The 24191-nt window shown below is 69.5% G+C and carries 19 protein-coding genes; 4 read left to right on the top strand and 15 right to left on the bottom strand.

The features are described 5' to 3' along the window. Positions 1-3: 3 nt before the first annotated feature. From VE326_00560 to VE326_00505, 12 genes are all read right to left on the bottom strand, one after another. Entirely contained in the window at positions 4-1128 is a 1125-nt protein-coding gene (locus tag VE326_00560) for a DUF1028 domain-containing protein (GenBank protein HYJ31691.1), read from the bottom strand. After that, positions 1125-2240: a DUF1028 domain-containing protein gene (locus VE326_00555; protein HYJ31690.1), complete on the bottom strand. Its 1116-nt coding sequence runs from the start codon at positions 2238-2240 to the stop codon at positions 1125-1127. Before VE326_00555 ends, VE326_00560 begins: the two co-directional genes overlap by 4 nt. 92 nt (positions 2241-2332) lie before the next feature. Then, on the bottom strand, positions 2333-3376 hold the full coding sequence (locus tag VE326_00550) for a beta-propeller fold lactonase family protein (GenBank protein ID HYJ31689.1): 1044 nt from the start codon (positions 3374-3376) through the stop codon (positions 2333-2335). Beyond that, on the bottom strand, positions 3373-4383 hold the full coding sequence (locus tag VE326_00545) for a cytochrome c oxidase assembly protein (GenBank protein ID HYJ31688.1): 1011 nt from the start codon (positions 4381-4383) through the stop codon (positions 3373-3375). Before VE326_00545 ends, VE326_00550 begins: the two co-directional genes overlap by 4 nt. After that, complete coding sequence (locus tag VE326_00540) at positions 4371-4760, bottom strand: hypothetical protein (GenBank protein ID HYJ31687.1); 390 nt, start codon at positions 4758-4760, stop codon at positions 4371-4373. The genes VE326_00545 and VE326_00540 overlap by 13 nt, the downstream gene beginning before the upstream one ends. Then, positions 4757-5467 carry a hypothetical protein gene (locus tag VE326_00535; GenBank protein ID HYJ31686.1) on the bottom strand — a complete coding sequence of 237 codons (711 nt, stop codon included), beginning with the start codon at positions 5465-5467 and terminating at the stop codon, positions 4757-4759. Before VE326_00535 ends, VE326_00540 begins: the two co-directional genes overlap by 4 nt. A gap of 11 nt (positions 5468-5478) precedes the next feature. Beyond that, positions 5479-7443 carry a cytochrome c oxidase subunit I gene (gene ctaD / locus VE326_00530; GenBank protein ID HYJ31685.1) on the bottom strand — a complete coding sequence of 655 codons (1965 nt, stop codon included), beginning with the start codon at positions 7441-7443 and terminating at the stop codon, positions 5479-5481. Next, complete coding sequence (gene coxB, locus VE326_00525; protein ID HYJ31684.1) at positions 7440-8411, bottom strand: cytochrome c oxidase subunit II; 972 nt, start codon at positions 8409-8411, stop codon at positions 7440-7442. The genes ctaD and coxB overlap by 4 nt, the downstream gene beginning before the upstream one ends. After that, the gene (locus VE326_00520; protein HYJ31683.1) at positions 8408-9085 is read right to left on the bottom strand and encodes a c-type cytochrome; all 678 of its coding nucleotides are present in this window, start codon (positions 9083-9085) and stop codon (positions 8408-8410) included. Before VE326_00520 ends, coxB begins: the two co-directional genes overlap by 4 nt. Then, the gene (locus VE326_00515; protein ID HYJ31682.1) at positions 9066-10856 is read right to left on the bottom strand and encodes a PQQ-dependent dehydrogenase, methanol/ethanol family; all 1791 of its coding nucleotides are present in this window, start codon (positions 10854-10856) and stop codon (positions 9066-9068) included. Before VE326_00515 ends, VE326_00520 begins: the two co-directional genes overlap by 20 nt. Positions 10857-11313: 457 nt before the next feature. Next, complete coding sequence (locus tag VE326_00510; protein HYJ31681.1) at positions 11314-13491, bottom strand: MtrB/PioB family outer membrane beta-barrel protein; 2178 nt, start codon at positions 13489-13491, stop codon at positions 11314-11316. A 9-nt stretch (positions 13492-13500) separates the two neighbouring features. Beyond that, positions 13501-14493 carry a DmsE family decaheme c-type cytochrome gene (locus VE326_00505; protein HYJ31680.1) on the bottom strand — a complete coding sequence of 331 codons (993 nt, stop codon included), beginning with the start codon at positions 14491-14493 and terminating at the stop codon, positions 13501-13503. A 390-nt stretch (positions 14494-14883) separates the two neighbouring features. Here VE326_00505 and VE326_00500 point away from each other — a divergent pair, with 390 nt between their 5' ends. The 4 genes from VE326_00500 to VE326_00485 all read left to right on the top strand — a co-directional run bounded on the left by VE326_00500 (position 14884) and on the right by VE326_00485 (position 20716). Then, positions 14884-15768, top strand: coding sequence for an RnfABCDGE type electron transport complex subunit D (locus VE326_00500; protein ID HYJ31679.1), 885 nt, complete (start codon positions 14884-14886; stop codon positions 15766-15768). Beyond that, complete coding sequence (locus VE326_00495; GenBank protein ID HYJ31678.1) at positions 15701-17119, top strand: DUF2330 domain-containing protein; 1419 nt, start codon at positions 15701-15703, stop codon at positions 17117-17119. The genes VE326_00500 and VE326_00495 overlap by 68 nt, the downstream gene beginning before the upstream one ends. 176 nt (positions 17120-17295) lie before the next feature. Continuing rightward, complete coding sequence (locus VE326_00490) at positions 17296-18720, top strand: DUF2330 domain-containing protein (protein HYJ31677.1); 1425 nt, start codon at positions 17296-17298, stop codon at positions 18718-18720. Between the two features lie 73 nt (positions 18721-18793). Then, a complete protein-coding gene (locus VE326_00485) occupies positions 18794-20716 on the top strand; it encodes a T9SS type A sorting domain-containing protein (GenBank protein ID HYJ31676.1) in 1923 nt (640 codons plus the stop codon). Positions 20717-20783: 67 nt separating this feature from the next. Here VE326_00485 and VE326_00480 read toward each other — a convergent pair whose 3' ends face one another. The 3 genes from VE326_00480 to VE326_00470 form a co-directional block, all read right to left on the bottom strand. Next, positions 20784-21824: a methyltransferase gene (locus VE326_00480; GenBank protein ID HYJ31675.1), complete on the bottom strand. Its 1041-nt coding sequence runs from the start codon at positions 21822-21824 to the stop codon at positions 20784-20786. Beyond that, positions 21821-22504 (bottom strand): O-methyltransferase, encoded by a 684-nt coding sequence (locus VE326_00475; protein HYJ31674.1) that lies wholly within the window; start codon positions 22502-22504, stop codon positions 21821-21823. The genes VE326_00480 and VE326_00475 overlap by 4 nt, the downstream gene beginning before the upstream one ends. Before the next feature lie 84 nt (positions 22505-22588). Then, the coding region (locus VE326_00470) for a DNA polymerase III subunit alpha (GenBank protein ID HYJ31673.1) at positions 22589-24191 on the bottom strand (1603 nt) is incomplete at its 5' end.

Genomic DNA, 24191 nt, shown 5'->3' with positions numbered 1-24191 from the left:
CTCCTATTTCTGCCCGGACTGGAAACGGCGCAGCTGATCGGTCAGGTAGTTGTTTCCCGGCTCCACCGCGAGGGCGCGCGACTCCACTTCCACCGCCTTGTCGGCGTGTCCCATCCGGAAATGCACCTCGGCCAGGGTATCGAGGATGCCCGTGTTCTTCGGCTCCAGATCGACGGCTCTCTGGGCCGCCTGGAGCGCCTGATCCAGATAGACGCCGTTGGTGGCGCAGGTCCAGGCGAGCCCGTTCAGGTTCGAGGCGTCGTTCTCGCCGCGGTCCAGGGCGCGCTGGAGCGCTTCGCCCACGCGCTCGCGCTCGATCCGGGCCAGGTCCTTCTTCCCTTTCTTGTCGTACATCTCGGCGAAGCGAAGGTGCGCCTCGGCCAGCCGCTGCGCCTCGAGGATGCCGAAAACGCGCACCAGCTCCCGGATCGGTTCCTTCGCGTCCTCGACGCGAAGATCCACGTAGCGCTCGCGGTACTCGGGGAACTCGTCGCTGGGGCGGACGACCAGGATCGCGGCCGACTGCTGTCCGCGCTTGTCGCCCCCCGCGGCCTGACCCGCCTGGAGCGCGGCGAGCAGGCGCTGGGACAGCTCTCCCTTCGTCGTGAGGTAGGCGCGCTCCATGTCGGCGACCACCGCCTCGCCGGCGAGGATGTTCCCCTGGATCGAGTAGCCGGGGCCGGTGCGGCTCCCCGCCCACGGGTTGCAGTCCTTCCCCGTGTGCGCGGCGCTCCGCCCCTTGGCGTCCACGATCCCGACCTGCCGGTGCGACGCCCCCGAATCGGCGGCGAGGAGCGTGCGCAGCGCCTCGACCGCGGACAGCCGGCGCGCGGGGCGGCCCGCGCGACCCGGAGCACCGCGCAGGAGCGCCAGTCCCTTGGGACCGAACGATTCGTTCGTGGTGGCCTGCGTCGCGATCGCCCCGACGCCCGCCTCGGCCCACGGCACCGCCATCCCCACGCTGAAGGCGCGCGACTGGACGGCGACGCCCAGCTCCTGCGTGGTCGAGTCGAAGGCGACGATGGAGAAAGTGGCGCGCGCTGGCGCGGGCAGCAGGGCGGCGAACAGAAGGAGCGCGGCCGCGGCCGGGAGTGCTCGTCGCCCGAGCCCCCCGTCCGGAACGCTCACTTGCCCTCCCCCTTGAAGCGCGCGATCTGGTCTTTCAGGTACTGGCTCTTGGGATCGATGTGCGCGGCCCGCGATTCGGTCTCGATCGCCTTGGCGTTCTCGCCCAGGCGGAAGTAGACCTCGGCCAGCGTGTCCAGGATGTCCACGTTCCGCGGGTCCGCTCGGACGGCCCGCTCGGCCGCCTTGCGCGCGTCCTCGAGGAAGATGGCGTTCGACGCGCACGCCCAGGCCAGCCCGTTCAACACGGAAGGATCGTTCTCCCCGCGCGTCAGCGCGCGCTGCAGCGTCTCCCCCACGCGGTCGCGCTCCAGCTTGGCCAGCTCCGGCTTGCCGGCGGCTTCGAATTCGGTCGCGTAGGTCAGGTGCGCGTTCGCCAGGTGGAACCCCTGGTGAATCTGCCAGACGCGGCGCAGCTCCTTGATCGGCGTCTTGTGGTCCTCGACGCGAAGATCGATGTAGCGCTCCCGGTACTCGGGGTGGGTCGCGCTGGGGCGAACGACGATGAGCGCGGCCGACTGCTGCCCCCGCTTGTCGCCACCCGCCGCCTGCGCCGCTTCGAGAGCGGCCAGGAGCCGCTCGGCCAGCTCGCCACGCGTCTCGCGGAAGGCGCGCGCCATCCCCTCCACGACGGCCGGGCCCGCGAGGATGTTCCCCTGGCAGGCGAACGCGATGCCGGTCTCGCCCCCGGCCCAGTCGAGGCAGCGCTTCCCGGTCCAGTTGGCCACGCGTCCCTTCGCGTCCACGATCCCGAACTGACGTCCGTCCCAGGCGGTGTCCGCGGCGGCCAGGGCGCGCATCACCTCGGGGGCGGAGAGCCCGGAGCGCAGGAGGGCGAGCGCCTGGGGGCCGAGCGAGGGATTCACGTTCGCCTGCGTGGCGACCGCGCCGACACCGGCCTCGGCCCAGGGGACGGTCGCGCCCACGCTGAAGTACTTGGACTGCACGGCCACGCCCAGCTCCTGCGTCAGCGTGTCGCACGCGACGATGGAGAAGGTGCTCAGGGTCTGGCTGGCGCGGGACGGTTGCGGCGCGGCCGCGCCGAGCGCCGCGATCAGGAACGCCACAGCGGCCAGAGCGGCGCGGGGCGCCGGCCGCGCCGAGCGAAGCGTCATCGGGAAACCCCCTTCGAAGCGGAAGCGGAGCCGTGAAGACGGAGTCCCCCGAAGGTAGCAAAACGGGGGTGGCTCGGCTACGGCGGGCCGGTCTAGCGGGGGGACGGCACCACGGCGATCCCCCAGGGCCCCTGCCCCGCCGGGATGCGGGCGGCTTCCTTGAGCGCGCGGGTGTCCACGACCGAGACGTCGTTGGACGGCCCGTTCGCCACGTAGAGCCAGCGGCCTCCCGGCGACAGGCCGGCGCCCCACGGCCTCGGGCCCACCCGCACGTTGCCGCGAAGCCGGAGCGTGGCCGCGTCCAGGGCCGAGACGGTGCCGGCGCGCCCATTCGTGACGTAGAGGGTCGTTCCGTCGGGCGCCATCACGGTGCCCATCGGCCGCGATCCCTGGGGAAGCGCGAACGTGGTGTCGGCGGCGCGGCGGCGAAGGTCCACGCGCGTCAGGGTGCCGTTCGTCTCGGCGGGGATGAACGCGCGGGAGCCGTCGGGCAGGAACGCCACGGAGCGCGGCCGGCCGGGCACGACCAGGCGCGCGAGCGGGATCCCTGCCGGATCGAGGACGAACACGTCGCCGAAGCTCTCGCAGGTGGCGATCACCTCGCGGCCGCCCGGCGCCACGCCGACCCCTTCCGGCTCGTCCCCCATCGGGATCACGCGTTCCACGGCGCCGTCGGCCGTCCGGACCAGGCTGAGCGTGGCCGCGTCCTCGTTGGCCACGTAGAGCGTCGAGCCGTCGGGCGAGACGGCGAACTGCTCCGGATCGACGCCGGCGTGCAGCGTTCGGGAGAGGACGAGCGAGCGGAGATCCACGACGCCGATCCCGTCGGCGGAACGGTCGGGCGGAGGGAGCGGCTCCGGCGTGGACCCGGGAGGGCCGGCGATGGGCGATCCGCTGAGCGCGACGTACAGGGTCCGCCCGTCGGGGCTCGCGTGGATTCCGCGCGGGCGCTTTCCGAGCCGGATCGTGGCCACCGCCGCGCGCGTCGCGCCGTCGATCACGGTGACCGTGCCGGAGCGCTCGTTGCTGACGCAGATCCAGTGCGCGGGCTCCCCGCCGCCGCACGAGAGGGCTAACGCGGCCAGCGCGGCCGCCGCGAGGGTCGTGACCCGCTGGTTCCTGCCGGCAGGTGTCACGGTTCCCCCACGGCGGCACGTTCCTCCGAGCGGCGCGCGCCGGCGCTCGAGACGCGCATCCAGCGCGCGAAGAGTGCGAGCGCGACCACGAGATAGAGCGAGCATGCGGGGACCCACATGATGAGCCCGCCGAGCTGCTGGTCCTCCACAGCCGAGACGCCCCAGTAGCGCGCCGTCGCGGCGTACGCCGGATACCAGGGCGATTCCGAGAAGGTGAGGAGCGCCCCCAAGAGCCCGCTGTACATCGCGGTGGTGAAGAGGTAGAGAACGGCGGCGCCGTAGGCCATCGCCCGCCCGCGCCCATGGAGGAGCGCCCACCAGAAGAGGACCGCCGAACCCAGGAAGGAGAGATGCTGGAGGGCGTGCACGGTCTCGTTCTCGACCGCGGCGTCGAAGAGCGCCGGAGCGTGCCAGGCCCAGAGCACCGTGCCGTGCACCGCCCACGCGATGACGGGGTTGCGGAGGGTCTGGACGATCCGCGTCCAGGCGCCGGCGCGGCTCGCGCGGGCCAGGGCGTGCGTCCACGAGCGGGGCAGCGCGCGCAGCGTGGGTGCGAGGGGGCTTCCCAGGACGAGCAGGGGTGCCGCGACCAGCATGAGGAGCTCGTGCTGCGTCATGTGCGCCGAGAAGAGCGCCTCCCCCCAGGGATGGAGCGGCGAGACCAGCGCGATCACCAGCGTGAGCCACCCGCCCGCGAAGCAGGCGACCTCGCGCCTGCGAACGCCGCGCCGGAGACCGCGTCCCCCCCAGACGCCGCCCAGGTAGAGCGCGCCCGAGAGCAGCAGCGGGAGGACGACTCCGGGATCGAATTCCCAGGCGCGGGCCAGCTCGTGCCAGTTCCGCGGCACGTCGCGCCCAGCCGGCGCGCCGGGCGCGGAAGGCGCGGCGACACCGTACTCATGGTCGGGATGGGCGCCCGCCGGCAACGGCCGCGCAATCGCCGCGACGAGAACAGCCCCGGACAGCGCGGCGACCAACAGCGCGCGGCGCATCGTCAGGCCGGACATGGCGAGAGGAGGAACACGGCAAACCAGCTCGCGAGCACGACCAGCCCAAAGAGCGACGAGGTCATGAGCCCCAGGAGCGCCATGATCCGGCGGGTCTCCGCGCTCGCGCCGGCGGGATCGCGCACGAGGCGCAGGTTCCGCCGCGCCGAGAATCCGCCCGCCAGCGCCGCGGCGAAGCAGAGGATCGAGACCACGTGAAGCGTGGCCATGCCGACGTGGTCGCAGCTCCAGACCGCGAGCGCGTAGACCAGCGGGAGCTGGATCGCCCACGCCACCGGTCCGGCGAGGACGCCGAACCAGAGACTTGGCAGCCGGTCGGGCGCGCCGGGAGTGGGCGGCGGGCCGTCTCCATACAGGGTCGCGGGCGCGCCGTTCATGGCATCAGCCGGGGCGACCAGAACACCACGGCGTAGATCACGATCCACGCCGCGACGGTCCAGTACCAGAAGCCGGCCACCAGGGTGAGATCCTCCGCCATCTTCTCCTTGAGCCCCATGCCGGCGATCCACCCGGCCAGCAGGGCCACCTCCACGAACGAGAAGAGCAGGTAGATCAGGTGGAGCACGAGCAAGGACCAGACGACCGACGCGTAGGCGTTGTCGTTCCAATCGAAGTAGAGGGCGCGAAAGCCGAACCACCGGAGCACGAGGGAGACGGCGATCATCACGGCCACCACCACGAGGCCTCCCGTGAGCGAAGCCTGCACTCGTCCCCGCGCCGCGTCCGACTCGCGCTCCCAGCGCTCGCGCTCGCTCGGCGGATGGCTCTGGGGCGACAGGCTGGCGAAGCGGCGCGCCTCCCGGTCGGCGCGGGCCATGGGCCAGCAGCTGGCCACGAGCAGCACGGTGTTGATCGTGGCGAGGAGAAGCTTCGGCGAGGGGCGCAGCATCGGGCGGAGCGAGTCCACGTAGGGCGGCGGCCAGAGATGGAAGTTCTTTCGAAGGTAGAAGTAGCACATGAGCAGGAGCGAGAGGATCGTCGTCTCCACCGCCATCGCGATCACGTTCCCCCACCAGAGCGGGGTCTCGTCGTCCAGCGAGGAGGCGGGAAGGTTCGAGACGTCGAGGGTCGGTTCGGAGGGCATCGCGTCTCCTCTCAGGTGGAAAGCCCCGGCGCTCCGGACTCGCGCTGGGGACCCTTGGGCATCACGAGCGGCTCCGGGCCGTGGCTGGGCCAGAACCAGAACGCCAGCGCGAGTCCGATGACCGGGAGGCAGACCAGGTAGGCGAAGGGGCGGAAGATCACCCAGATCTGGAGCACGGCCGCGAGCGCCGCGGTCACGAACGGCCAGGGGGACTCTCCGGCCAGGTGCAGCCGGTGGTGCGGCAGCGCGTCGTGCGCGGTCGTGATCAGCACCTCGCGCGCCTCGGTGCTCAACCCCGTGACGACCGGCGTTCCCGGCGGATCCAACCAGAGCGGGTCGCGGCTCTTCACCGTCGGGGGGTTCCGGAAGTTGTAGCGGGGCGGCGGCGACGGGGTCGCCCACTCCAGCGTGTCCGACTCCCAGGGGTTCTCGCCGGCGGCCCGGCCGTTCTTCCGGCTCCAGAGTAGATTCACGAGAAGGAGCAGGATTCCGAGCGCGAGCACCCAGGACCCGATCGTCGCGACGAGATTCAGCGGGCCCCATCCCGTCTCGGGGAGGTAGGTGTAGACGCGCCGGGTCATCCCCTCCAGCCCGAGCTGGTGCATCGGGAAGAAGGTCGCGTTGAAGCCGATGAAGAGAAGCGCGAGGCCGAGGATCCCGAAGCGCTCGGCGGGCATGCGGCCGCTCCACTTGGGGAACCAGTAGAAGATCGCTCCGATCAGGGGAAAGACCGAGCCCCCGATCAGGACGTAGTGCAGGTGCGCCACGACGAAGAAGGTGTCGTGCACCTGCGAGTCGATGGCCACCGACCCCAGCATCACCCCGGTCAGCCCGCCGATCACGAAGACGGCGAAGAAGGAGAGGATGAAGAGCATGGGGAGCCGCAGCCGGACCCGGCCGGTGGCGATCGTCGCGAGCCAGCAGAAGATGCTGACCGCGGTCGGGATCGTGATCATGAGCGAAGCCGCGGTGAACAGCCCCTGCCCCAGCTCGGGAAGCGGCGTGGCGAACATGTGGTGCGCCCAGACGCCGAACCCCAGGAAGCCGGTCGCGATGTTGGAGAGCACGAGCGCGGGATAGCCGAAGACGCTCCGCCGCGTGAACGCCGGCAGCATCGCCGAGATGAAGCCGTTTGCCGGCAGGAAGATGATGTAGACCTCGGGATGGCCGAAGAACCAGAACAGGTGCTGCCAGAGGAGCGGGTCGCCCCCCTCGGCGGGGTTGAAGAACTGCGTCGTGATGTGGGTCTGTCGGTCGAAACCGAGGAGCGACGTCGCGAGCTGGACCGAGGGCATGGCGAACAGCACCATGAACGAGGTCACGACCTGCGCCCAGACGAAGAGCGGGATGCGGTCCAGCGTCATGCCCGGGGCGCGCTGCTTGAACACGGTCGTGACGATCTCGACCGCGCCCGCGATCGACGAGGTCTCGACCAGGGTGATCATCTGGGCCCAGAGGTCGACGCGATGGCCGGGCCCGAACGCGGGGCCGGAGAGCGGCACGTAGGCGAACCATCCGGCGTCGGGACCCATGTTGAAGAAAAGGCCCGCGAAGAGCATGAGACCCGCGAACAGGAAGGTCCAGTAGGAGAAGTTGAGGAGGCGCGGGAAGGTGACGTTCCGCGTGCCGATCATCAGGGGGACGAGATAGAGCGCCATCCCCTCCATCACGGGCACGGCGAAGAGGAACATCATCCCGGTGCCGTGCGTGGTGAAGAACTGGTTGTAGCGGTCGGGGCTCAGGAACGTGCTCTCGGGACGCGCCAGCTGCAGCCGCATCAGCGCGGCGAGCAGCCCGGAGAGCGCGAAGAAGACGAACGAGGTCCCGATGAAGCGGAGCCCGATCTCCTTGTGATCGGTCGAGATCATCCAGCCCCAGAATCCGCGCGGTCGATCCCAGGTGTGCTCGAGGGCGGCGACCTCGGCGACTTCGCGCGCGCGGTCGCGATGTGCGGGGGGGCGCTGGTCCGCGCTCATCGGAGACTCTCCAGATATTCCACCAGCGCCTGTACATCTCGAGGCGGAAGCGGATTCGGCGGCATTCGGACGCCGGGCCGGATCCGCTGCGGATCGGCGATCCAGCCGGCGAGATGGTCCCTGGTGTTCGGCAGGAAGCCCGAGGCGATCCACTGCCGGCTGGCCACGTGCGTCAGGTCGGGGCCCACGTGGCTCCTCGCCGGCGTGCCCTGGACCGAATGGCACATGGCGCAGGTCGTCCCGAGGAAGACCGCCTCCCCGCGCCGCTGCTCCGCGGTGACTGGAGCCGCGGCCGGAGCGCGCTGCGCCGCGAGCCACTGCTGAAAGCGCTCCGGCGGATCGACGACCACGTGAAAGCGCATGCTGGCGTGCTGGTTCCCGCAGAACTCGGCGCACTGCCCGGTGTAGCTCCCGACCCGGTCGGCGCGCACGAAGAGGCGCGTGAGGCGCCCGGGAAAAAGATCCTTCTTTCCGGCCAGGTTCGGCGCCCAGAAGCTGTGGATCACGTCGGCGGAGCGCAGCACCAGCTCGACCGCGCGCCCCGCGGGAAGGTGGAGCTCGGTCGCGGTCGTCACGATGTTGCTCGGGATGGCGTCCTGGTACCGGAACTCCCACCACCACTGGTGGCCCGTGACCTGGATCTCGAGCGGATCGGAGGGCTCGAGCGAGCGGAGCGCCCGTCGCGTCGTGAAGTCCCCCACGAGCATCACGAGGAGCAGCACGACCGTGACGCCGACCGCGCCGGCGACGATCCGGAGCAGTCGCCGCTCGCGGTCGGGAGCCTCTTCGGCGCGGGCCGGGAGGGGGGCGTTCCGGCGGCGGATGGCGGCGACGAGCATGACCGCCATGACGATCGCGTAGACGACGGCGGCGATGCCGAAGAAGAGCCACCAGAGATGCTCGATCCGGAGCGCCTGGATGCCGGCGGGATCGAGCGCGGATTGCGGACCGGGGAGGACGCGGATCACGGCGCGCCTTTCGCGGCGGCGGTCTCGCGCCGCGTGGCGCCGCCCGGCGCCGTCGTGCCCTTCACGCTCGCGCTGTCGTTCGGGGGCAGCGGGCGCACGAGGAGCGGCGCGCGCATCCGCAGGGAGTTCGGAGGCGGAGCGACTTCCATGTGGTCGTCCCTGCCACTGGCGGCGTCCGGCGAGACCAGGCCGCTCAGGCTGCGCACGTAGGCCACCAGCTCCCAGACCTGGTAGGCGGGGATCCGTCCGGCGAACGACGGCATCCCGTTCTGCCGCCCCTGCACGATGGTGTCGAAGATCTGCCCCGGCTCGTGCCCGTAGTACCAGCGCCGGTCCATCAGAATGGCGCCCATGCCGCCGCCGCCGTCCGAGTGGCAGCCGGAGCAGTTGTAGGCGTGGAAGAGCTGCTGCCCTTCGGAGACCGCCTGCGCGGTCTCGCGATACTCGCCCGGCCGGCCGGCCGTGGCCACCCGCACGCTGTCGGTTGAAGGCCCTGCGTGGAGCGCGCCTCCGCGTGGGCCCTGGGGCGCCACGGCCGTGGACGGCCGCGGCAGGTCGCGCTTCTCGCGCGGGAAGGAAATCACCCCCGCGACCAGGAGGGCGAGCAGCACGACGAGAAGCAGGAGCGCTCCGCCGATCCGCTGGATGGGACTCTCAGGGGAGTGCGAAGACATAGAGCTTGTCCCCAGCGGGAGTGGCCTTCGGCAGGTCGGTCATCGCGTTCACGAACCCGAGCGCCGCGCCGCGATCGCGCGGGTCGATCGGGCCCGAGACGATCGCGCCGCTCCATCCGCCCACGCCTGCGAGCACCGCGACGTACTGCTTTCCATCGGGGCCCAGGTAGGTGACCGGCTGACCGATGATCCCCGAGTCGGTCTTGTGCCTCCAGAGAACCCGGCCCGTCCGCGCGTCCACGGCCTTGAACCAGCCGTCCATCGTGCCGTAGAAGGCGACGTCCCCGGCCGTCACCACCGTGCCGGACCAGACCGGAAACCGCTCCTTGATCTCCCAGACCGGCTTGGCGTGAACCGGGTCCCAGGCGGTGAACGCGCCGCGGCTCCCGTCGCCGGGCCGCACCGGATCGGGATACATCTTCACGTCGGCCCCGACGTAGGGCGTCCCTTCGATGTAGTTGGCGTCGGTGCCCTCGTAATCCATGGAGAGGGTCTGATGCGGGATATAGAGGAGGCGCGTGCGCGGCGACCAGGCCGTCGGCTGCCAGTCCTTGCCGCCGGGAGAGGCGGGAGCGATGTCCCGCACGACGACCCCGGTGTGCGTCTCCTTCGCTTCGTTCGGCTGGATGCGGCCCGACTTCAAGTCCACGCCCTTGTAGGCGGTGACGCGCACGAAGGGGGTGGCCGAAAGCACCTGGCCGCTCGCCCGGTCGAGCACGTACAGATAGCCGTCGCGCTGGGCGCTCAGCAGGACCTTCCGGACCGAGCGGCCGAGGGGAAGGTCCACCACGACGTTCTCGTTCACGCCGTCGTGGTCGAAGAGATCGTGCGGGCTCCACTGGTAGAACCACCGCGCTTCGCCCGTGTCGGGGTCGCGCGCGAAGACGCCGCACGTCCACTTGTTGTCACCCGGGCGGAGATCGGGATTCCAGACGCCCGGATTGCCGGTGCCGTGATAGATCAGGTTCAGGTCGGGGTCGTACGAGACCCATCCCCAGACGTTCCCGCCGCCGATCTCCCACTGGCCGGGGGGCCACGTGTGCACGCCCAGGTCCTTCCCTTTCTCCGAGGGGTAGAACGCGCGGAAGCGCGGGCCGATCTTGACGGCGGAATCGGGGCCGGTGCTGTAGGCGGTCCAGAGGAGGCGCCCGCTGGAGACGGCGAGCGCCTTGATCCAGCCGCGCACGCCCAGCTCGCCGCCGCTGTTGCCGACGAACACCTTGTCGCGAACGACGAACGGCGCCATCGTGATCGTCTCGCCGGTATGGATGTTCGCGACGCGGTTCTTCCAGAGCTCGCGGCCGCTCGCCGCGTCCACCGCGATCGTCTGGCCGTCCAGCGTGTTGATGATCACTCTCCCGTCCGCGTACACCGCGCCGCGGTTCACGACGTCGCAGCAGGCGACTCCCTGCGCGGCGGGGACCGTGGGCGGGACGTACTTCCACTTGAGGACGCCGGGGGTGCCGGCCTTCGTGAGGTCGAGCGCGTAGAGGATGTTCGGATAGGGAGTCACGACGTACATCGTGTTCCCCACCACGATCGGGGCCGCTTCCTGCCCCTTCTTCACGCCGGTGGAGAAGGTCCAGGCCAGCCGAAGCCGCCCCGCGTTCGCGGGGGTGATCTGGTTCAATTCGCTGAAGCGGGTGTTCTGCCAGTTCTTGGCGGCCATCGGCCACTGCGCGCCGGACGGCGGCGGGGTCCTGGGGGCGCGCGGAGCCGCTGCGGTCCTCGCCGCGGCCGCCGCGCCCGGGTGAGCCGCGCCGAGACACAGAAGAAGGGCGCAGCCGAGGGCGGCCCGGGCGCGGGGCTCGCGGCGCCGCTCGGAGCGTGGCAACCGTTGCGACTCTTTGAAATTTCGTAAGGACTCGCGAGGGGAACGACCTCGCCCCCAGGGGCGGTGCACCTCGCGGCGAGTATCGCGGGAACGGGGAACGACCTCGGATGGCAGCAATGCGCGCTCCTCCCGAACCATCCCACTTTCAACGATCTAGGGACCCCGTCTGCCGGGGCTGCAGGACCGGCCCGCCGCGCCCCTCGAGGCGACAGGACGGTCCCGCGACTGAAGCCGCGGGCGCGGCCCGCGGACGCCGCGGGCGGTCGTGCAAGGATCGTGCAGCGATCTACGTGGGAATACGCGGGGGCTGACCGCGGGAGTCATGCGAAAGGGCGCGGCGGGGAGGAACCCCCCCGCCGCGCCCCGGTCGAACCGAAGCGCTGTTACGACAGGATCAGAAGGTTCGTCGCACGACCACGCTCAGAACGTGGGCGCGATAGTCCCGGAAATTGTCGGCCATGAACAAGATGGTCGGGTTCACGGCCGGGTAGAGCAACGGGATGACGGACGCCTGGAAGTCCCGCACGTGGAACTCCTCCCAATTCCAGCGGAGGCCCAGCGAGGTCGTTCCCTTCTCCAGCTGGTACCAGCCCTCCACACCCGCCCCCATGCGGCGGTATTCCGTGCTCGGCAGATCCTGGGCGGGAGGCCGAAGCCCGATCGAGCTGAGATCGTAGCTCGTCGGCGTGCGCTCCAGCTCCCAGGTCGCCCCGAAGGAAAGACGGTCCGCCTTCGGCCGCCATTCCACGGCCGCGTTCCCGAACACGAACCGGTCCACGATCCGCGCCTGCCAGGTGGAATCGGCAACCACCGCCAAGGTGGCGCTGCCCGACGTGCGGGAGCGCTGGTTCGTGTACAGCTTCGAGTACCCGACGCCCCCGCGAAGGTTGATCTGCTTGGTGAGCTCGTAGGAAAGATTGGCGCCCACGTTGCGCCGCGTTTCGTCCAGCAGTCCCAGCTGCCCGATGGTGTCGATCGGGAAGGCGATCGCGCCGATCCCATCCAGACGGCGGTCTTCGTACTTGTTTCGGATGTACTCGTAATAGGCCGAGATGTCGGACCGGCCGCTCGGCTGGAAGCCGACCCGAGCCCGTCCCCAATCTTGAAGTCGGTCGCCGACATCGAACCGGCGGAGATTCCGCTGCTCCCCTTCGTCGGCCAGCTCCGCGATCGGGGTGTGATTCAGCTGGCGGTCTCCGTGCCGGAACCGTCCCTCGAGGACCAGCCCCCTGACGCTCGGGTGATAGTTCACGCGCCCTTCGAACGCGAGCTCCTTGTCCTTGGTGACCTCGCGGATCGACCGCGTGCGCCAGTTGTATTCCGCCGTGCCGCCCAGGACCAGGCGCGAGACCGGCGTGATGTCCAGGTCGAAGCCGCCCGTGCTGCGGGCGTATTCGAACCGCTCGTTCGCGATGTCTCCCACCACGACCGATTGGTCGTAGAGGATCTCGGCCGGGAAGGTGTGGAACGCCGTCTTGTTCTCGTAGTCGCTCCGCCGGAACCGCAGCGTGCTGTTGAAGAAGCGCGACGGCGACGTATGGAGCCGATAGTCCTGCGTGACCGTGACCGCCTTCGCGTGCGCATCCGGCGCGGGCAGCGCGAACACGGGGAGGGCGCTGTTGATCGTGTACGGAAGGAACCGGTCGTCCTGCTTCGTCTCGCTGATGCCGGCGAAGGCATTCAGCACCGAGTGGTGCGGCAGCTCGAGCCCGGCGCGGAGCGAGCCGCGAACGGTGCGGTTGTCCGGATAGAGGTCGAGCCGCCCGCGCGAGGAGCCGATCGTGGAGTCGGCCGCGATGCGCGGGTTGTCGACGATCAGGGCGTCCACCTCGTTGATGAAGCCCTCCAGGCCGCCGGAAGCCTCGAGGACGAGGCGCTTCTTCGCGTAGGAGAGCTTGGCTTCGCCGGTGACGATCTGCTGGTCGATGTCCTCCGGGATCTCCACGACGTTGCTGAACCCGCCGAGGGTGATCGAGTAGGCCTTATCGCCCTGGCGCATGCGGCGGCTGCCCCGGACGTCGAGCTGGAGGCCGCTTCCGATTCGTCCCCGGATGATCGCCTTGGTGACGTCGGTTCGGAACCCCAGCGGCTCCGTGTTCGCGCTGGCCAGAAGGGACTGGAGATCGGCCGTCCGCGCCGGCGTGCTCGCCGAGTCGGACTGGATTCTCCGCTGGACCGCGTCGGGCAGCGCGTAGACGCCGGGCCCCAGGCGCGAGTACGGCGTCCTCGTGTTCCAGCTCAGGTTGTGCGGGATCTCCTTGTACATCACGCCGACGGTGAAACGCGGACGCCGGTAGGTCAGCGACGTGGACTGGTCGTGGTGGAGCACGTTGGTGCCGACCAGCGCGTAGCGACCGCCGTCGATCTTGTCGAGAATGACGAACGACTCGATCATCGGGCCGTTCGTGATGTCACGGTATTCGTCGAACCACTTGGGCTCGCGGGTCGTCTGGTTGTACCACTGCGTGCCCAACGTCACTTCCCCGTCGGCCGCGAAGGCCGGGGCCGCGGCCGCGATGGAGAGCACGATCATCGCCGGGAGGGCCCACTGGATCTGCCGAAGCCGTTTCATGACCCCTCCCTATCTCAGTAGTGTTTCGCCGGACGGATGATTGGACCCATGGATCTGCGTGTGGCAGTTCACGCACCCGCGATCGACGATGCGGGTCCGGTTGGAAGCCGTCAGATCGGGCAGGTCGTACAGCGTGCTCGGATGCCGCGTCGCGATGTGGCAGCGCTGGCAGAGGAAGGGACGCTTGGTCACGAGCATCTTGTCGTTGTTCGAGCCATGCGGCTCGTGGCAGTTCAGGCAGTCCTCACGGACGGGCGGGTGCTCCCAGAGGAAGGGTCCGCGCTTGTCCATGTGGCAGCTCTCGCACAGCTCGTTGTTCGAGGCGCCCCGGATCATGTGCGGCCCGGGCGAGCCGTGCGGATTGTGGCAGTCGGCGCAGGTGATGCCGCCTTCCGGCACGGGCATGTGCGAAACGTGCGCGACCTGGCTCCGCTTGTCGGTGTGGCAACGCAGGCAGAGCTCGCTCGTGCCGGTCGCCTGCAGCAGATTCTGGCCGCCGGGATCCTTGGAGCTGTGGACGGCGTGGCAGTCGACGCAGGCCACACGGTTCCGCGCATGGGTGCTGCTCTTCCAGTGGAACTGCTCCGCCGTGCGATGGCAGGTCGCGCAGACCTCCGACGACGCGTCGGGCTTCATCGTCTTGAGGTTGCGGATCGTGTGAAATCCGGGGTTGTCCTTGTCGCCGCCGGCCTCGACGTGCAGCGAGCCGGGTCCATGACACGACTCGCACTCGACCTCCTTCTTGCCGGTCGGATTCGAGTCGTTCTGGGAGCCGTGATGCGGATTGTGCTCCCAGCTCTTGAACTGGTCTTCGTGGCAGTCCTTGCAGGCCTCCATGCCGACGTACGTCGCATGTCCCGCCACGGCGGCCTGGTCGGATGAGGAGGCTTGGGCTTGCTGCACCGGCGCGGGATCGGTCTTCGCCGGCGCGGCGGCAGGAGCGGAGGCCAGCACGACCGCCGCTCCGGTCACGAACAGGAGGTGCCAGGGGACACGTCTCATGCAAAGCCTCCAGGTAGGGTTCTACCGCGGCGACGCCTACGACTCGCTCTCCCTGTTACCGCATGTATCGTCCAAGAAGCAACGCCAACCTATTGGACTGACGGAGAAAACCCAACGGTACCTTGGTACCTGGTCAGAAATTGTTCGCCATTCTGCGTATTTCTCCTCGGCAGGGCTTGACGTACAGGGAGTCCCGCATATCGTTCTAGTCAATCGTCCCCCGGCCCCCCGCCACGCGCGAGGGGCCGGTTTGTTGTTTCCGCCCGGAATGGAGCGCTCCCGACGGGCGTAGACGGGGGTACGATGAGCCTCCTCCGAGCGCATCTCCGATCCGAAATCCCGGCTGGATCCAGCCTCCACGCCCCAGGAAGTGCGACGCCGCCCGCCTTCATGACCCGGCGCTTCGACCCCCGGTGGTGGCAGATCTGCTGCCTGGGCGGGCTTCTGACGTATGGGCTCCTCCGGCTCCACTTCGACACGCCGCCGATCCAGATCGCGGCGACGATCGGAACGGCCCTGGCCATGCAGCTCCTGTTCACCCGCCTGTTCCGGACCCCTTCCTTCGAGTGGAAGAGCGCCTTGATCTCGGGCCTCGGGCTCTGCTTCCTCTTCCGCGCGAACGACTGGCGCCTGGCGGCGCTCTGCGCCGCGATCGCCATCGGGAGCAAGTTCCTGGTGCGGTGGAACGGCAAGCACATCTGGAATCCGACCAACATCGCCCTCGTCGTCATGATGATCGCCTTCGACCGGGCCTGGGTCTCGCCCGGCCAGTGGGGCAGCGGGCCCACCCTGGCCTACGCCATGGCCATGGCCGGTGCCTTCGTCGTAAACCGCTCCGCCCGCAGCGACACGACCGTGGCCTTCCTCGCCGCCTACGCGGCCGTCCTCTTCGGCCGCTCGATGTGGGTCGGCGAGCCGCTCCGGATCGCGGCGCACCGCATGACGAGCGGCGCGCTCATGATCTTCGCGTTTCACATGATCTCCGATCCCAAGACCACGCCGAACACGCGCGCGGGCCGGATCCTCTTCGCGTCGCTGGTCGCCGTGGGCGCCGGCCTCGTGGCCTTCATGCTCTTCCGGCCCAACGGCCCCCTCTGGGCCCTGGCCGCTCTCGCACCGGCGGTGCCGCTGATCGACCGCCTGCTCCCCGGCCCCAAGTACGAATGGAAGCGTCCCGTGGTCGGCCCCCTCTGGAAAGGAGACGTTCGTGAACCGATGGACGTGCGCGCTGGCGATCGCGTCGGCGAGCCTGCTCTCGGCGCCGGCCGCGCATAGCTTCTGCGGGTTCTATGTCGCGCGCGGCGACGCCAAGCTGTTCAACAAGGCCTCGAAGGTGGTGATGGTCCGCGACGAGGACCACACCGTGCTCACGATGGCGAGCGACTTCAAGGGCGAGCCCGAGGAGTTCGCGCTGGTCGTGCCGGTGCCGACGGTGCTGGAGAAGGGGCAGATCCACGTCGGCGACCCCAAGGCGGTGGACCACCTGGACGCCTACACGGCGCCGCGCCTGGTGGAGTACTTCGATCCCGATCCCTGTCAGGTCTATGCGATGCAGAAGATGTCGGCGCTGCGGAATGCCGCTCCGATGGCCAGCGGTAGGGTCGAATCCGACGCCAGGCGCGACCGCTCGCTCGGCGTGCACGTCGAGGCCCGCTACACGGTCGGCGAGTACGACATTCTCATTCTTTCCGCCAAGGAGAGCGGCGGCCTCGAGACCTGGCTGCGGATCCACGACTATCGCGTCCCGGCCGGAGCCTCGCGCGTGCTCGCGAGCTACCTCCGCCAGGGGATGAAGTTCTTCGTCGCCCGCGTCAACCTCGAGGAGCAGGCGAAGCTCGGCTACTCCTACCTTCGTCCCCTCCAGATGGCGTTCGACTCCCCCAAGTTCATGCTCCCGCTCCGGCTGGGCATGGTGAACGCCGACGGGCCGCAAGAGCTGTTCGTCTACGCGCTCACGCGAAACGGCCGCGTGGAGACGACCAACTACCGCACGATCAAGCTTCCCTCCGACGCCGAGATCCCGGAGTTCGTGAAGGAGGACTTCCCCCGCTTCTACAAGGACATGTTCGCCGAGCAGCACGAGCGGGCCGGCGGCGACGCGGTCTTCCTCGAGTACGCGTGGGACATGGCGTGGTGCGACCCCTGCGCGGCCGACCCGATGTCGCGCGAGGAGCTGGCCGGGCTGGGGGTGTTCTGGATCAACACCGGGATCGTGCCGCCGGGACGACGGGGCGGACCGGGCATCGCGCCGCAGTTCATGCCCACGCCGGGCAATCCCCAGGAGGTGTTCGTGACGCGGCTGCACGTCCGCTACGACGCGGCGCACTTCCCCGAGGACCTCGTCTTCCAGGAGACGGGCGACAAGACCAACTTCCAGGGCCGGTTCGTCATCCGGCATCCGTTCCGCGGGCAGGGCGAGTGCGAGGCGATGGACGCCTACCGCGGGCAGGTGCGCGAGCGGCGGGCCAAGGAGGCGGAGACGCTGGCCGACCTGACCGGATGGAGCATGCGCCGGATCCGCCAGCAGATGGGTGGCGACGCCGCGTGGAGCGCGGCACCGGGGAATGCGCCTGGGCCCGCGAAGGGAGAGCGGAGGAAGTGGTGGGACTGGATGTGGAAGAAGTGATCTAGCTCGAACCTGGCGCCCGGCCGGAGCCGCGAGACCGGCCGGCGCGCCGACCCGGAGCGCGCCGTGGCGGCGCGGCGCGCTCCTCCCTCCTCTCCGCGCGCCGCGCAGGTCCCCCCAAGAGCCCCCAAGAGCACCGGTCCTCACCCCCGACCGAGCCGGCAGGAGCCCACGCCATGATCTTCGTCCGACCGATGCTCCGGACGGTCCCCCGCCCCCGTCGAGACAGGAATTCGTCGCCCGGCGCGATCCCGCTCTTCGTTCCCCTGCTCGCACTCCTGATGACCGCGCTGGCGCTGGCCCTGACCCCGCGTCCGGCCGTCGCGTTCTGCGGCTTCTACGTCGCGACCGGCGACATGCGCCTCTACAACCGCGCCTCCAAGGTGGTGCTCGCCCGCGACGGAAACCGCACCGTGCTCACCATGTCGAGCGACTTCCGCGGCGATCCCGAGCAGTTCGCCGTCGTCGTGCCGGTTCCGGTGGTGCTGGAGAAGAGCCAGGTGCATGTCGGCGATTCCCTCGCCGTCACGCACCTGGACGACTTCTCGGTGCCGCGGCTGGTGGAGTACACCGACCCCAATCCGTGCCCCGACCCCGCCATCAGTCAGGGGGGCGCCCTTCATTTTCGCGGGGGAGGCGCCGACGTGAGGTTGGGGATCGCGGAGGTCCGCGGAAGCATGAAGGTAGCGATCCGCGCGCAATACAAAGTCGATGAGTACGACATCCTGATCCTCTCCGCCGACGAGGGGCGCGCGCTCGGGCGGTGGCTTCGCGCGCAGGGATACACGATGCCGCCGGGCGCGGACGACGTGCTCTCCTCCTACATCAAGCAGGGGATGTACTTCTTCGTGGCCAAGGTCGACGTGCGCGAGCAGCGTCGGCTGGGCTACCAGTACCTGCGCCCCATCCAGGTCGCCTACGAGTCACCGAAATTCATGCTCCCGATCCGGCTCGGCATGGTGAACGCGGAAGGGCCTCAAGAAATGTTCGTGTTCACCCTGACGCGTCGCGGCCGGGTCGAGTCGACCAACTACCGCACGGTTCGCGTTCCCACGGACGTGGACGTTCCGGAGTTCGTGAAGGGGGATTTCGCCGCGTTCTATCCCCTTCTCTTCTCGAACGAGCGGCGTCACGAGGGGGAGGACGCGCTCTATCTCGAATACGCCTGGGCGGTCTCGCCGGTCCGCGCCACCTGCGATCCCTGCACCGGACCCAACCTGACGCCCGACGAGCTGCGCGGCCTGGGCGCCTACTGGATCGCGACCCAGGGATATCCCATGAACGACGTCTTCCTGACGCGCCTGCACGTGCGCTACGACGCCCAGCACTTCCCCGAGGATCTCCTCTTCCACGAGACCGGCGACCGCCAGAACTGGCAGGCGAGGTACGTGATCCATCACCCCTATCCGGGAAACGAGGAGTGCGACCAGCGGAATGCCTATCTCAAGTCGGTCTGGGAACGGCGGAGGTCGGAGGCAGAGAATTACGCGAAGCTGACCGGCACCGACGAGGCGTCGGTCCGCCGCCGGATGGGCGTGCGCGACGACTGGTCCTCGGGTGAAGAGGCGCTGAACTGGTGGGAGCGGCTGTGGAGGAGGTAGCCGGAGGGCGCATGGTCCGGCTCCGGAGGGACTGGTAGACTGGGCGCGTTCCCCCCTGCTGCAAGGAGCGCGCGTGCCTTCCTACGTCCGACCCGTTCGCATTGCGATCAACCTGATCGGCCTCTTCCTGATCGGCCTCTTCGGCACGCCCGGACCGGCCATGGCCCAATGGGCGCCCGGAGGCGTGCCCGTGGCGTCGGGGCCCGCTCTGGAGACGGTCGGAGCCGCGTCCGATCTCAACGGCGGCGCGTACATCGTCTGGGAGGACCGCGGTTCCCGGTTGGCGAACGGATTCGTGCGGCGGGTGAGGTACGACGGGAGCCTGGAGCCCTCGTGGCCCGCGGAAGGAATCCCCGTCTGCGACGGGGGGTGGGCCCGCTACGCGACCACGGCGATCTCCGACGATCAAGGCGGCACCTACGTCGCTTGGCTGGACGATCGCAGCCCTCCGCCCGATTCCGGGAGCGTCTTCGGCGTCTACCTGACGCGCCTCTCCTTCGGCGGGAGGGTACCGGGCTGGAGCTCGGGAGGGACGCCCCTGTGCACGGGTCCCTGCGCCTTCGAGCCGATCGCGCTCGCCCATGACACGTTCGGCGGTGTGTTCGCCGCGTGGAGCGAGGCCGGCGGAACGCGCGTGATGCACCTGGACGCGGACGGCCGGCGGTCGATCGGCTGGCCCGCGGGCGGCATATCCCTCGCGGGAAGGTGCAGTGGCCTCGCCCCGGACGGTCAGGGGGGCGGTTTCGTCTCGACGAGTCTCTCGCTCTACCACCTCAGCTACAGCGGAGGCACGGTCCCGGGTTGGCTCGCCGGGGGCCTCGCGGTCGCGCCCTACCCGGTCGTCGGCGGGTCGTTGGTATCCGATGACTCCGGCGGCGTCTATTGTGTCTGGTCGCAGATGGCCGTCCCCCGGGACACCACCGACGGCGTGTACGCCCAGCGGATTGGTTTCGACGGAGCGACGGCCGTCGGCTGGCCCGACCACGGCGTCCGATTGAGCCCGCTCCCCGCCGGGGGCCAGATCTCCTCGTTCTGGGTTTCCGGCGGCGCCATCGCCGCCTGGGCGACGGGGCCGGACGCACCCGATCGCATCTTGGCCCAGCGTGTGGAACGCGGAGGCATCACGCCCAGCTGGCCACCCGATGGACTGCTGCTCGGCGATCTTGCCGGATCCACCAAGCCGTGCGGGATCTCGGACGGCGGCGGGGGTGCCTTCATCGCCTGGGACAATCGCCAAGGGAACGGAGGCCGGTTCGCGTCCCTGCAGCACGTGCTCGCGGATGGGCATCTCGCGATCGCGTGGCCGGCGGGAGGGATTCCCCTGGGCTCCGACCAGGGGTTCAGCAGGAGCCCGTTCCTGGCAGCGTTCACCGGCCCGGAGATCGCGGCGTGGGTGAATCCGATCGGCGGCGCCGAGAACGTCGTCCGCGCCGCCCGCGTGACCGATATCGGACCCTCGATCACGGCCGTGCGTGTGCTCTGTCCCGTGCCGCGGCCCGACGGTATGCGCCTGCAGTGGATCGTGGCCGCTAAGAGTCCGCTGGATCTCACGGTCGAACGGGAGGACCGGCTGGGATGGAGCCCGATCGGCATGTTGCGGGCGGCGCTTGGAATCGTGGGATTCACGGATACACAGGTGCGGCCCGGGATGACCAACCATTACCGCCTCTCGCTCCTCGTCGCGGGCGCCCGGACAACCTTCGGCGAGGTGACCGTGACGGTCCCGTTCCCCTCGCTGCGGGTACGGGCAGTGCCTGCGAACCCGGCGCGGGGAGAGCTCGAGGCCGAGGCGCAGCTGCCGCATACCGCTCCTGCCACCTTGGAGCTGTTCGACGCGCGCGGGCGGCTGGTGGAGCGTCAGGAGATCGCGGGAGGCGCCCCGCGGGTCGAGCAATACCGATTGGGCGGCGGGCGCCGCCTGGCCTCGGGCGTCTATTTCCTCCGGCTGACTCAGCAGGGCGAGAGCGCGTCGAAGCGGGTGGTCTTCCTCCGATAACGAAAACGCCCAGGCCGCTGCACCCGGGCGTCATGGTTCCGCAAGCCGGATCGTTGGGGAGGTGCTTCTAGACCGCCTGGGACTCGAGGATCGAAATCCCTGCGCCCGTGTCGATCTCGCGGCGGAGCGCGAAGCCGGCCGCGCGAAGGAGCGCCTCGTATTCCTTGAGGGTTCGCTGCCGTCCCCCGAGCAGGGTGAGCATGTGGATGTCCAGGACCTTCGACCAGTGCGGCCCGGGGTCGTCCGGAATGATCTCCTCCAGGAGGAGAAGCGTAGCGCCTGCCGGGGCGGAGCGTCGAATCGCCGAGAGGATCTGGGACGACTCCGAATCCGGCCAGTCGTGAATGATCTCCATGACGAGATAGGTGTCGCACTCGGGGAGCGGATCCTTGAAGAAATCGCCTCCGTGAAGCGCGAGGCGGTCCGACGCGATGTCGGCGACGTCGGCGATCACGTGCGGCAGGTCGAAGAGGACCCCCTTGGCGCGCGGCGAGGATTGAAGCACGGCCTGGAGAAGATGCCCGCGCCCTCCGCCGATGTCCCCGATGCGTTCGGACTTCGAGAAATCGTAGGACGAAACGATCGCCGGCACCTGAGCCCGCGCCTTCGCGGCCATCGCCGCGTTGAAGACCGCGCTTTCGTCGGGGTGCGCGGCGAAGTGCTTCCAGAACCCGCCCGGCAACGTCGTCTCGAGCGCGGGCCGCCCCGTTCGGATGGCATGTTCCATCGAGCCGTACGCCGTCCAGTTCAACGAAAGGCCGAACATGCGCGCGAGCGGCCGCGCGGACTGGGGATGGTCGGAGCGCAGGAGACGGGACCCGGGCGAGTGGCGATACTTGCCGTGTTCCGATTCGAAGATTCCGTGGGCGGAGAGAAGCCGGAGCAGGCGGTCGAGAGCGTCCGGATTCGCTCCGACCGAGCCGGCCAGCTCGGAGGCCGAGCGAGGGGTCTCCCCCAGCGCATCCGCGACGCCGAGATCCGCGATCACGTGGAGCCCTCGGGACAGACAGTATCCGGCGTAGATCTGCCGCAGGGACTCGAAGGGGTTCCCAGGTTCGGCAGCCAGAGCGCGCCGTTCCGCGGATTGCGGCCCGGCGGTGCTGCTCACTGAATCACCAGCGCCATCGCGAAGCCGTCATAGCCCTTCACGCCGACCGTCTGGATCGCCGTGGCGCTGACGCGCGGTTCGGCGGCCATCGCCTCGAGCACGCGCCGTGATCCGACCACGCTCGCGTCGGTGCTCGACGCATCCGCCACCTCGCCGTCGCGGACCACGTTGTCGACGACGATGATGGTGCCCACCCGCGAGAGCTTGAGGGACCACTGGAAGTAGTCCGTCCCGCTCGGCTTGTCGGCGTCGATGAAGACGAGGTCGAACGGCCCCGCGCCCTCTTCGACCAGCCGCGGCAGGGTATCGAGCGCGCGGCCGACGCGCACGTCCACCAGGCGCTCGAGCCCGGCGCGCAGGAGATTCGCGCGCGCGACCTCGGCGTGCTTCGGATCGATCTCCAAGGTGATCAGGCGGCCTCCCGGACGGAGGGCCTTGGCCATCCAGATCGTGCTGTAGCCGCCGAGCGTGCCGATCTCGAGGATCGACCGGGCGCCCCGCATCAGCGCGAGCAGGTGGAGCATCTTCCCTTGGAGCGGCGAAACCTGGATGGCCGGGAGCCCAGCGCGTTCGCTGGAGCGGACGGCTTCTTCGAGCGCCGGATCGTCCGGCAGGAGAACTCCGCTGAGATAGGTGTCGACGGCGGACCAAGCGGATTGCGTCGGTGTCTCTGTCGGCATGGCGGCCCTCCCCCTTGAACGCGGTTTTGAGGCCGCTAAGAATAGCGCGAACCAAGCCGCCGGGCCAAGCCGAACGCTAATGCGTCACAGGCGACGCAGATCCTCCACCACCACCGACGTGACGCCGTACTCCTGCTGCACCTGGCCGGTGATCAGGAACGGCTGGTTGCCCGCGAGCAGGTGGCAGACGCGCTCGTAGACCTTGGGGAAGAAGGTGGCGTCGTAGAGCGCGGTCGTGTCCTCGAAGCCGACGAACTCCATCAGCCGCTCGTGCTTGTCGTGGACCAGCTTGGACGTGACGTGCCAGCCGAGGAGCTTCACGCGGCGACCGACGTGCCGGTCGAGGTCCTTGCCGGCGACGATGCCGCGCCCGCGCATGGCCCGCTCGTAGGGCTCCAGCGGATGCGCGCTCACGAGGAATCCGAGCGTCTCGATCTCGTGGCGGAGCATCGTCGCGCGATCATAGGGGTCCGCGCGCGGGACGGCCGGGGCGGCAGGCGCAAAGAGGTCGTCGGTGCCGGTGGCCGCGAGCGAGGCGGCGTCCTCCAGGTAGACCTCCCACAATAGCTCCGCGCGCGTCCGCCCCGCGGCGATCGAGTCGCAGGCCCCCGACTTGACCACCCGCTCCAGATCCGCGACGTGCAGCCGCGCCCGGCGGCGGAGGTCGTCGAAGGATGCGAACGCGCCGCCCCCCTCGCGCGTCTCCAGCAGCGCGCGGGTCGCCTCGGCGTGGAGCCCTTTCACCTGCATGAGCCCGACGCGCACTTCGTGCGCGCGACCCGTGTATTCCCGCAGGCTCGCGTTCACGTCCACCGGCAGCACGCGAAGGCCCATCCGCCGCGCCTCCGACACGTAGGCGAACGCGTCGTAGTAGCCGCCCTGGTTCGAGATCACGGCCGCGATGAACTCGGCCGGGTGGTGCGCCCGGAGCCACCCCGAACGGAAGGAGACCATGGCGTAGGAGGCGCTGTGCGGCTTGCAGAAGGAGTAGCCCACGAAGGAGAGGATCATGTCCCAGACCTTGTCGATCACCTCGCGCGCGACGCCGCGGGAGGCGGCGCCGGCGTAGAAGTCGGCCATGTGCGCCCGCAGAGGCTTCGCCGGGCGCTTGTGGCCGAGCGCTTTCCGGATCTGCTCGGCCTGCGCGAGCGGAAGCCCCGCCAGCTCCATGCACACCTTGGTCACATCCTCCTGGTAGCACATGATTCCGTAGGTCTCGTCCAGCGTGTGGGTCAGCGCCGGGTGGAGCGGCTCGTAGGCGCCGCCGTGCAATCGGCGCAGGTACTCGTTGATGTAGGAGTTCGCGGCGGGGCGGATCATCGAGGAGTGGATGACGAGGTGATCGAAGTCGCCGCGCGCCGCCTTACGCTGGAGCTGCCGCATCGAGGGGGACTCGGCGTAGAAGACGCCGATCGTTTCTCCTTCGGCCATCAGCCGCTGCGTCGCCGGATCGTCGATCGGGTTCCACGCGCGCTCATCGATCTTCAGGCCGGTGTTCCGCTCCACCGCCGCGAGGGCATCCCGGATCACGGCGAGCGACCGGTTCCCCAGGAGGTCCATCTTCACCAGGCCGAAGTCCTCGGTCTGGTCCTTCTCCCACTGCACGATCGGGACGCCCTTGGGCGCGATCTCGACCGGCACGTGGTTCGAGAGCTCGTCCGGCACGAGCACGATCCCGCCGCTGTGC

The organism is Candidatus Binatia bacterium (genome assembly GCA_035631035.1).
Taxonomy (GTDB): Bacteria; Eisenbacteria; RBG-16-71-46; order SZUA-252; family SZUA-252; genus DASQJL01.
Note: the sequence above shows the minus strand (reverse complement) of the source record. Positions and strands in the feature narration are given on the sequence as shown.

Excerpts from the sequence above, each read along its gene's own strand:
- VE326_00520 (HYJ31683.1), bottom strand. The coding sequence starts at position 9,085 with ATGTCTTCGCACTCCCCTGAGAGTCCCATCCAGCGGATCGGCGGAGCG.
- VE326_00500 (HYJ31679.1), top strand. The coding sequence starts at position 14,884 with ATGACCCGGCGCTTCGACCCCCGGTGGTGGCAGATCTGCTGCCTGGGC.
- VE326_00545 (HYJ31688.1), bottom strand. The coding sequence starts at position 4,383 with ATGTCCGGCCTGACGATGCGCCGCGCGCTGTTGGTCGCCGCGCTGTCC.
- ctaD (HYJ31685.1), bottom strand. The coding sequence starts at position 7,443 with ATGAGCGCGGACCAGCGCCCCCCCGCACATCGCGACCGCGCGCGCGAA.
- VE326_00535 (HYJ31686.1), bottom strand. The coding sequence starts at position 5,467 with ATGCCCTCCGAACCGACCCTCGACGTCTCGAACCTTCCCGCCTCCTCG.
- VE326_00475 (HYJ31674.1), bottom strand. The coding sequence starts at position 22,504 with ATGCCGACAGAGACACCGACGCAATCCGCTTGGTCCGCCGTCGACACC.
- VE326_00555 (HYJ31690.1), bottom strand. The coding sequence starts at position 2,240 with ATGACGCTTCGCTCGGCGCGGCCGGCGCCCCGCGCCGCTCTGGCCGCT.
- VE326_00490 (HYJ31677.1), top strand. The coding sequence starts at position 17,296 with ATGATCTTCGTCCGACCGATGCTCCGGACGGTCCCCCGCCCCCGTCGA.
- VE326_00540 (HYJ31687.1), bottom strand. The coding sequence starts at position 4,760 with ATGAACGGCGCGCCCGCGACCCTGTATGGAGACGGCCCGCCGCCCACT.
- VE326_00510 (HYJ31681.1), bottom strand. The coding sequence starts at position 13,491 with ATGAAACGGCTTCGGCAGATCCAGTGGGCCCTCCCGGCGATGATCGTG.
- VE326_00505 (HYJ31680.1), bottom strand. The coding sequence starts at position 14,493 with ATGAGACGTGTCCCCTGGCACCTCCTGTTCGTGACCGGAGCGGCGGTC.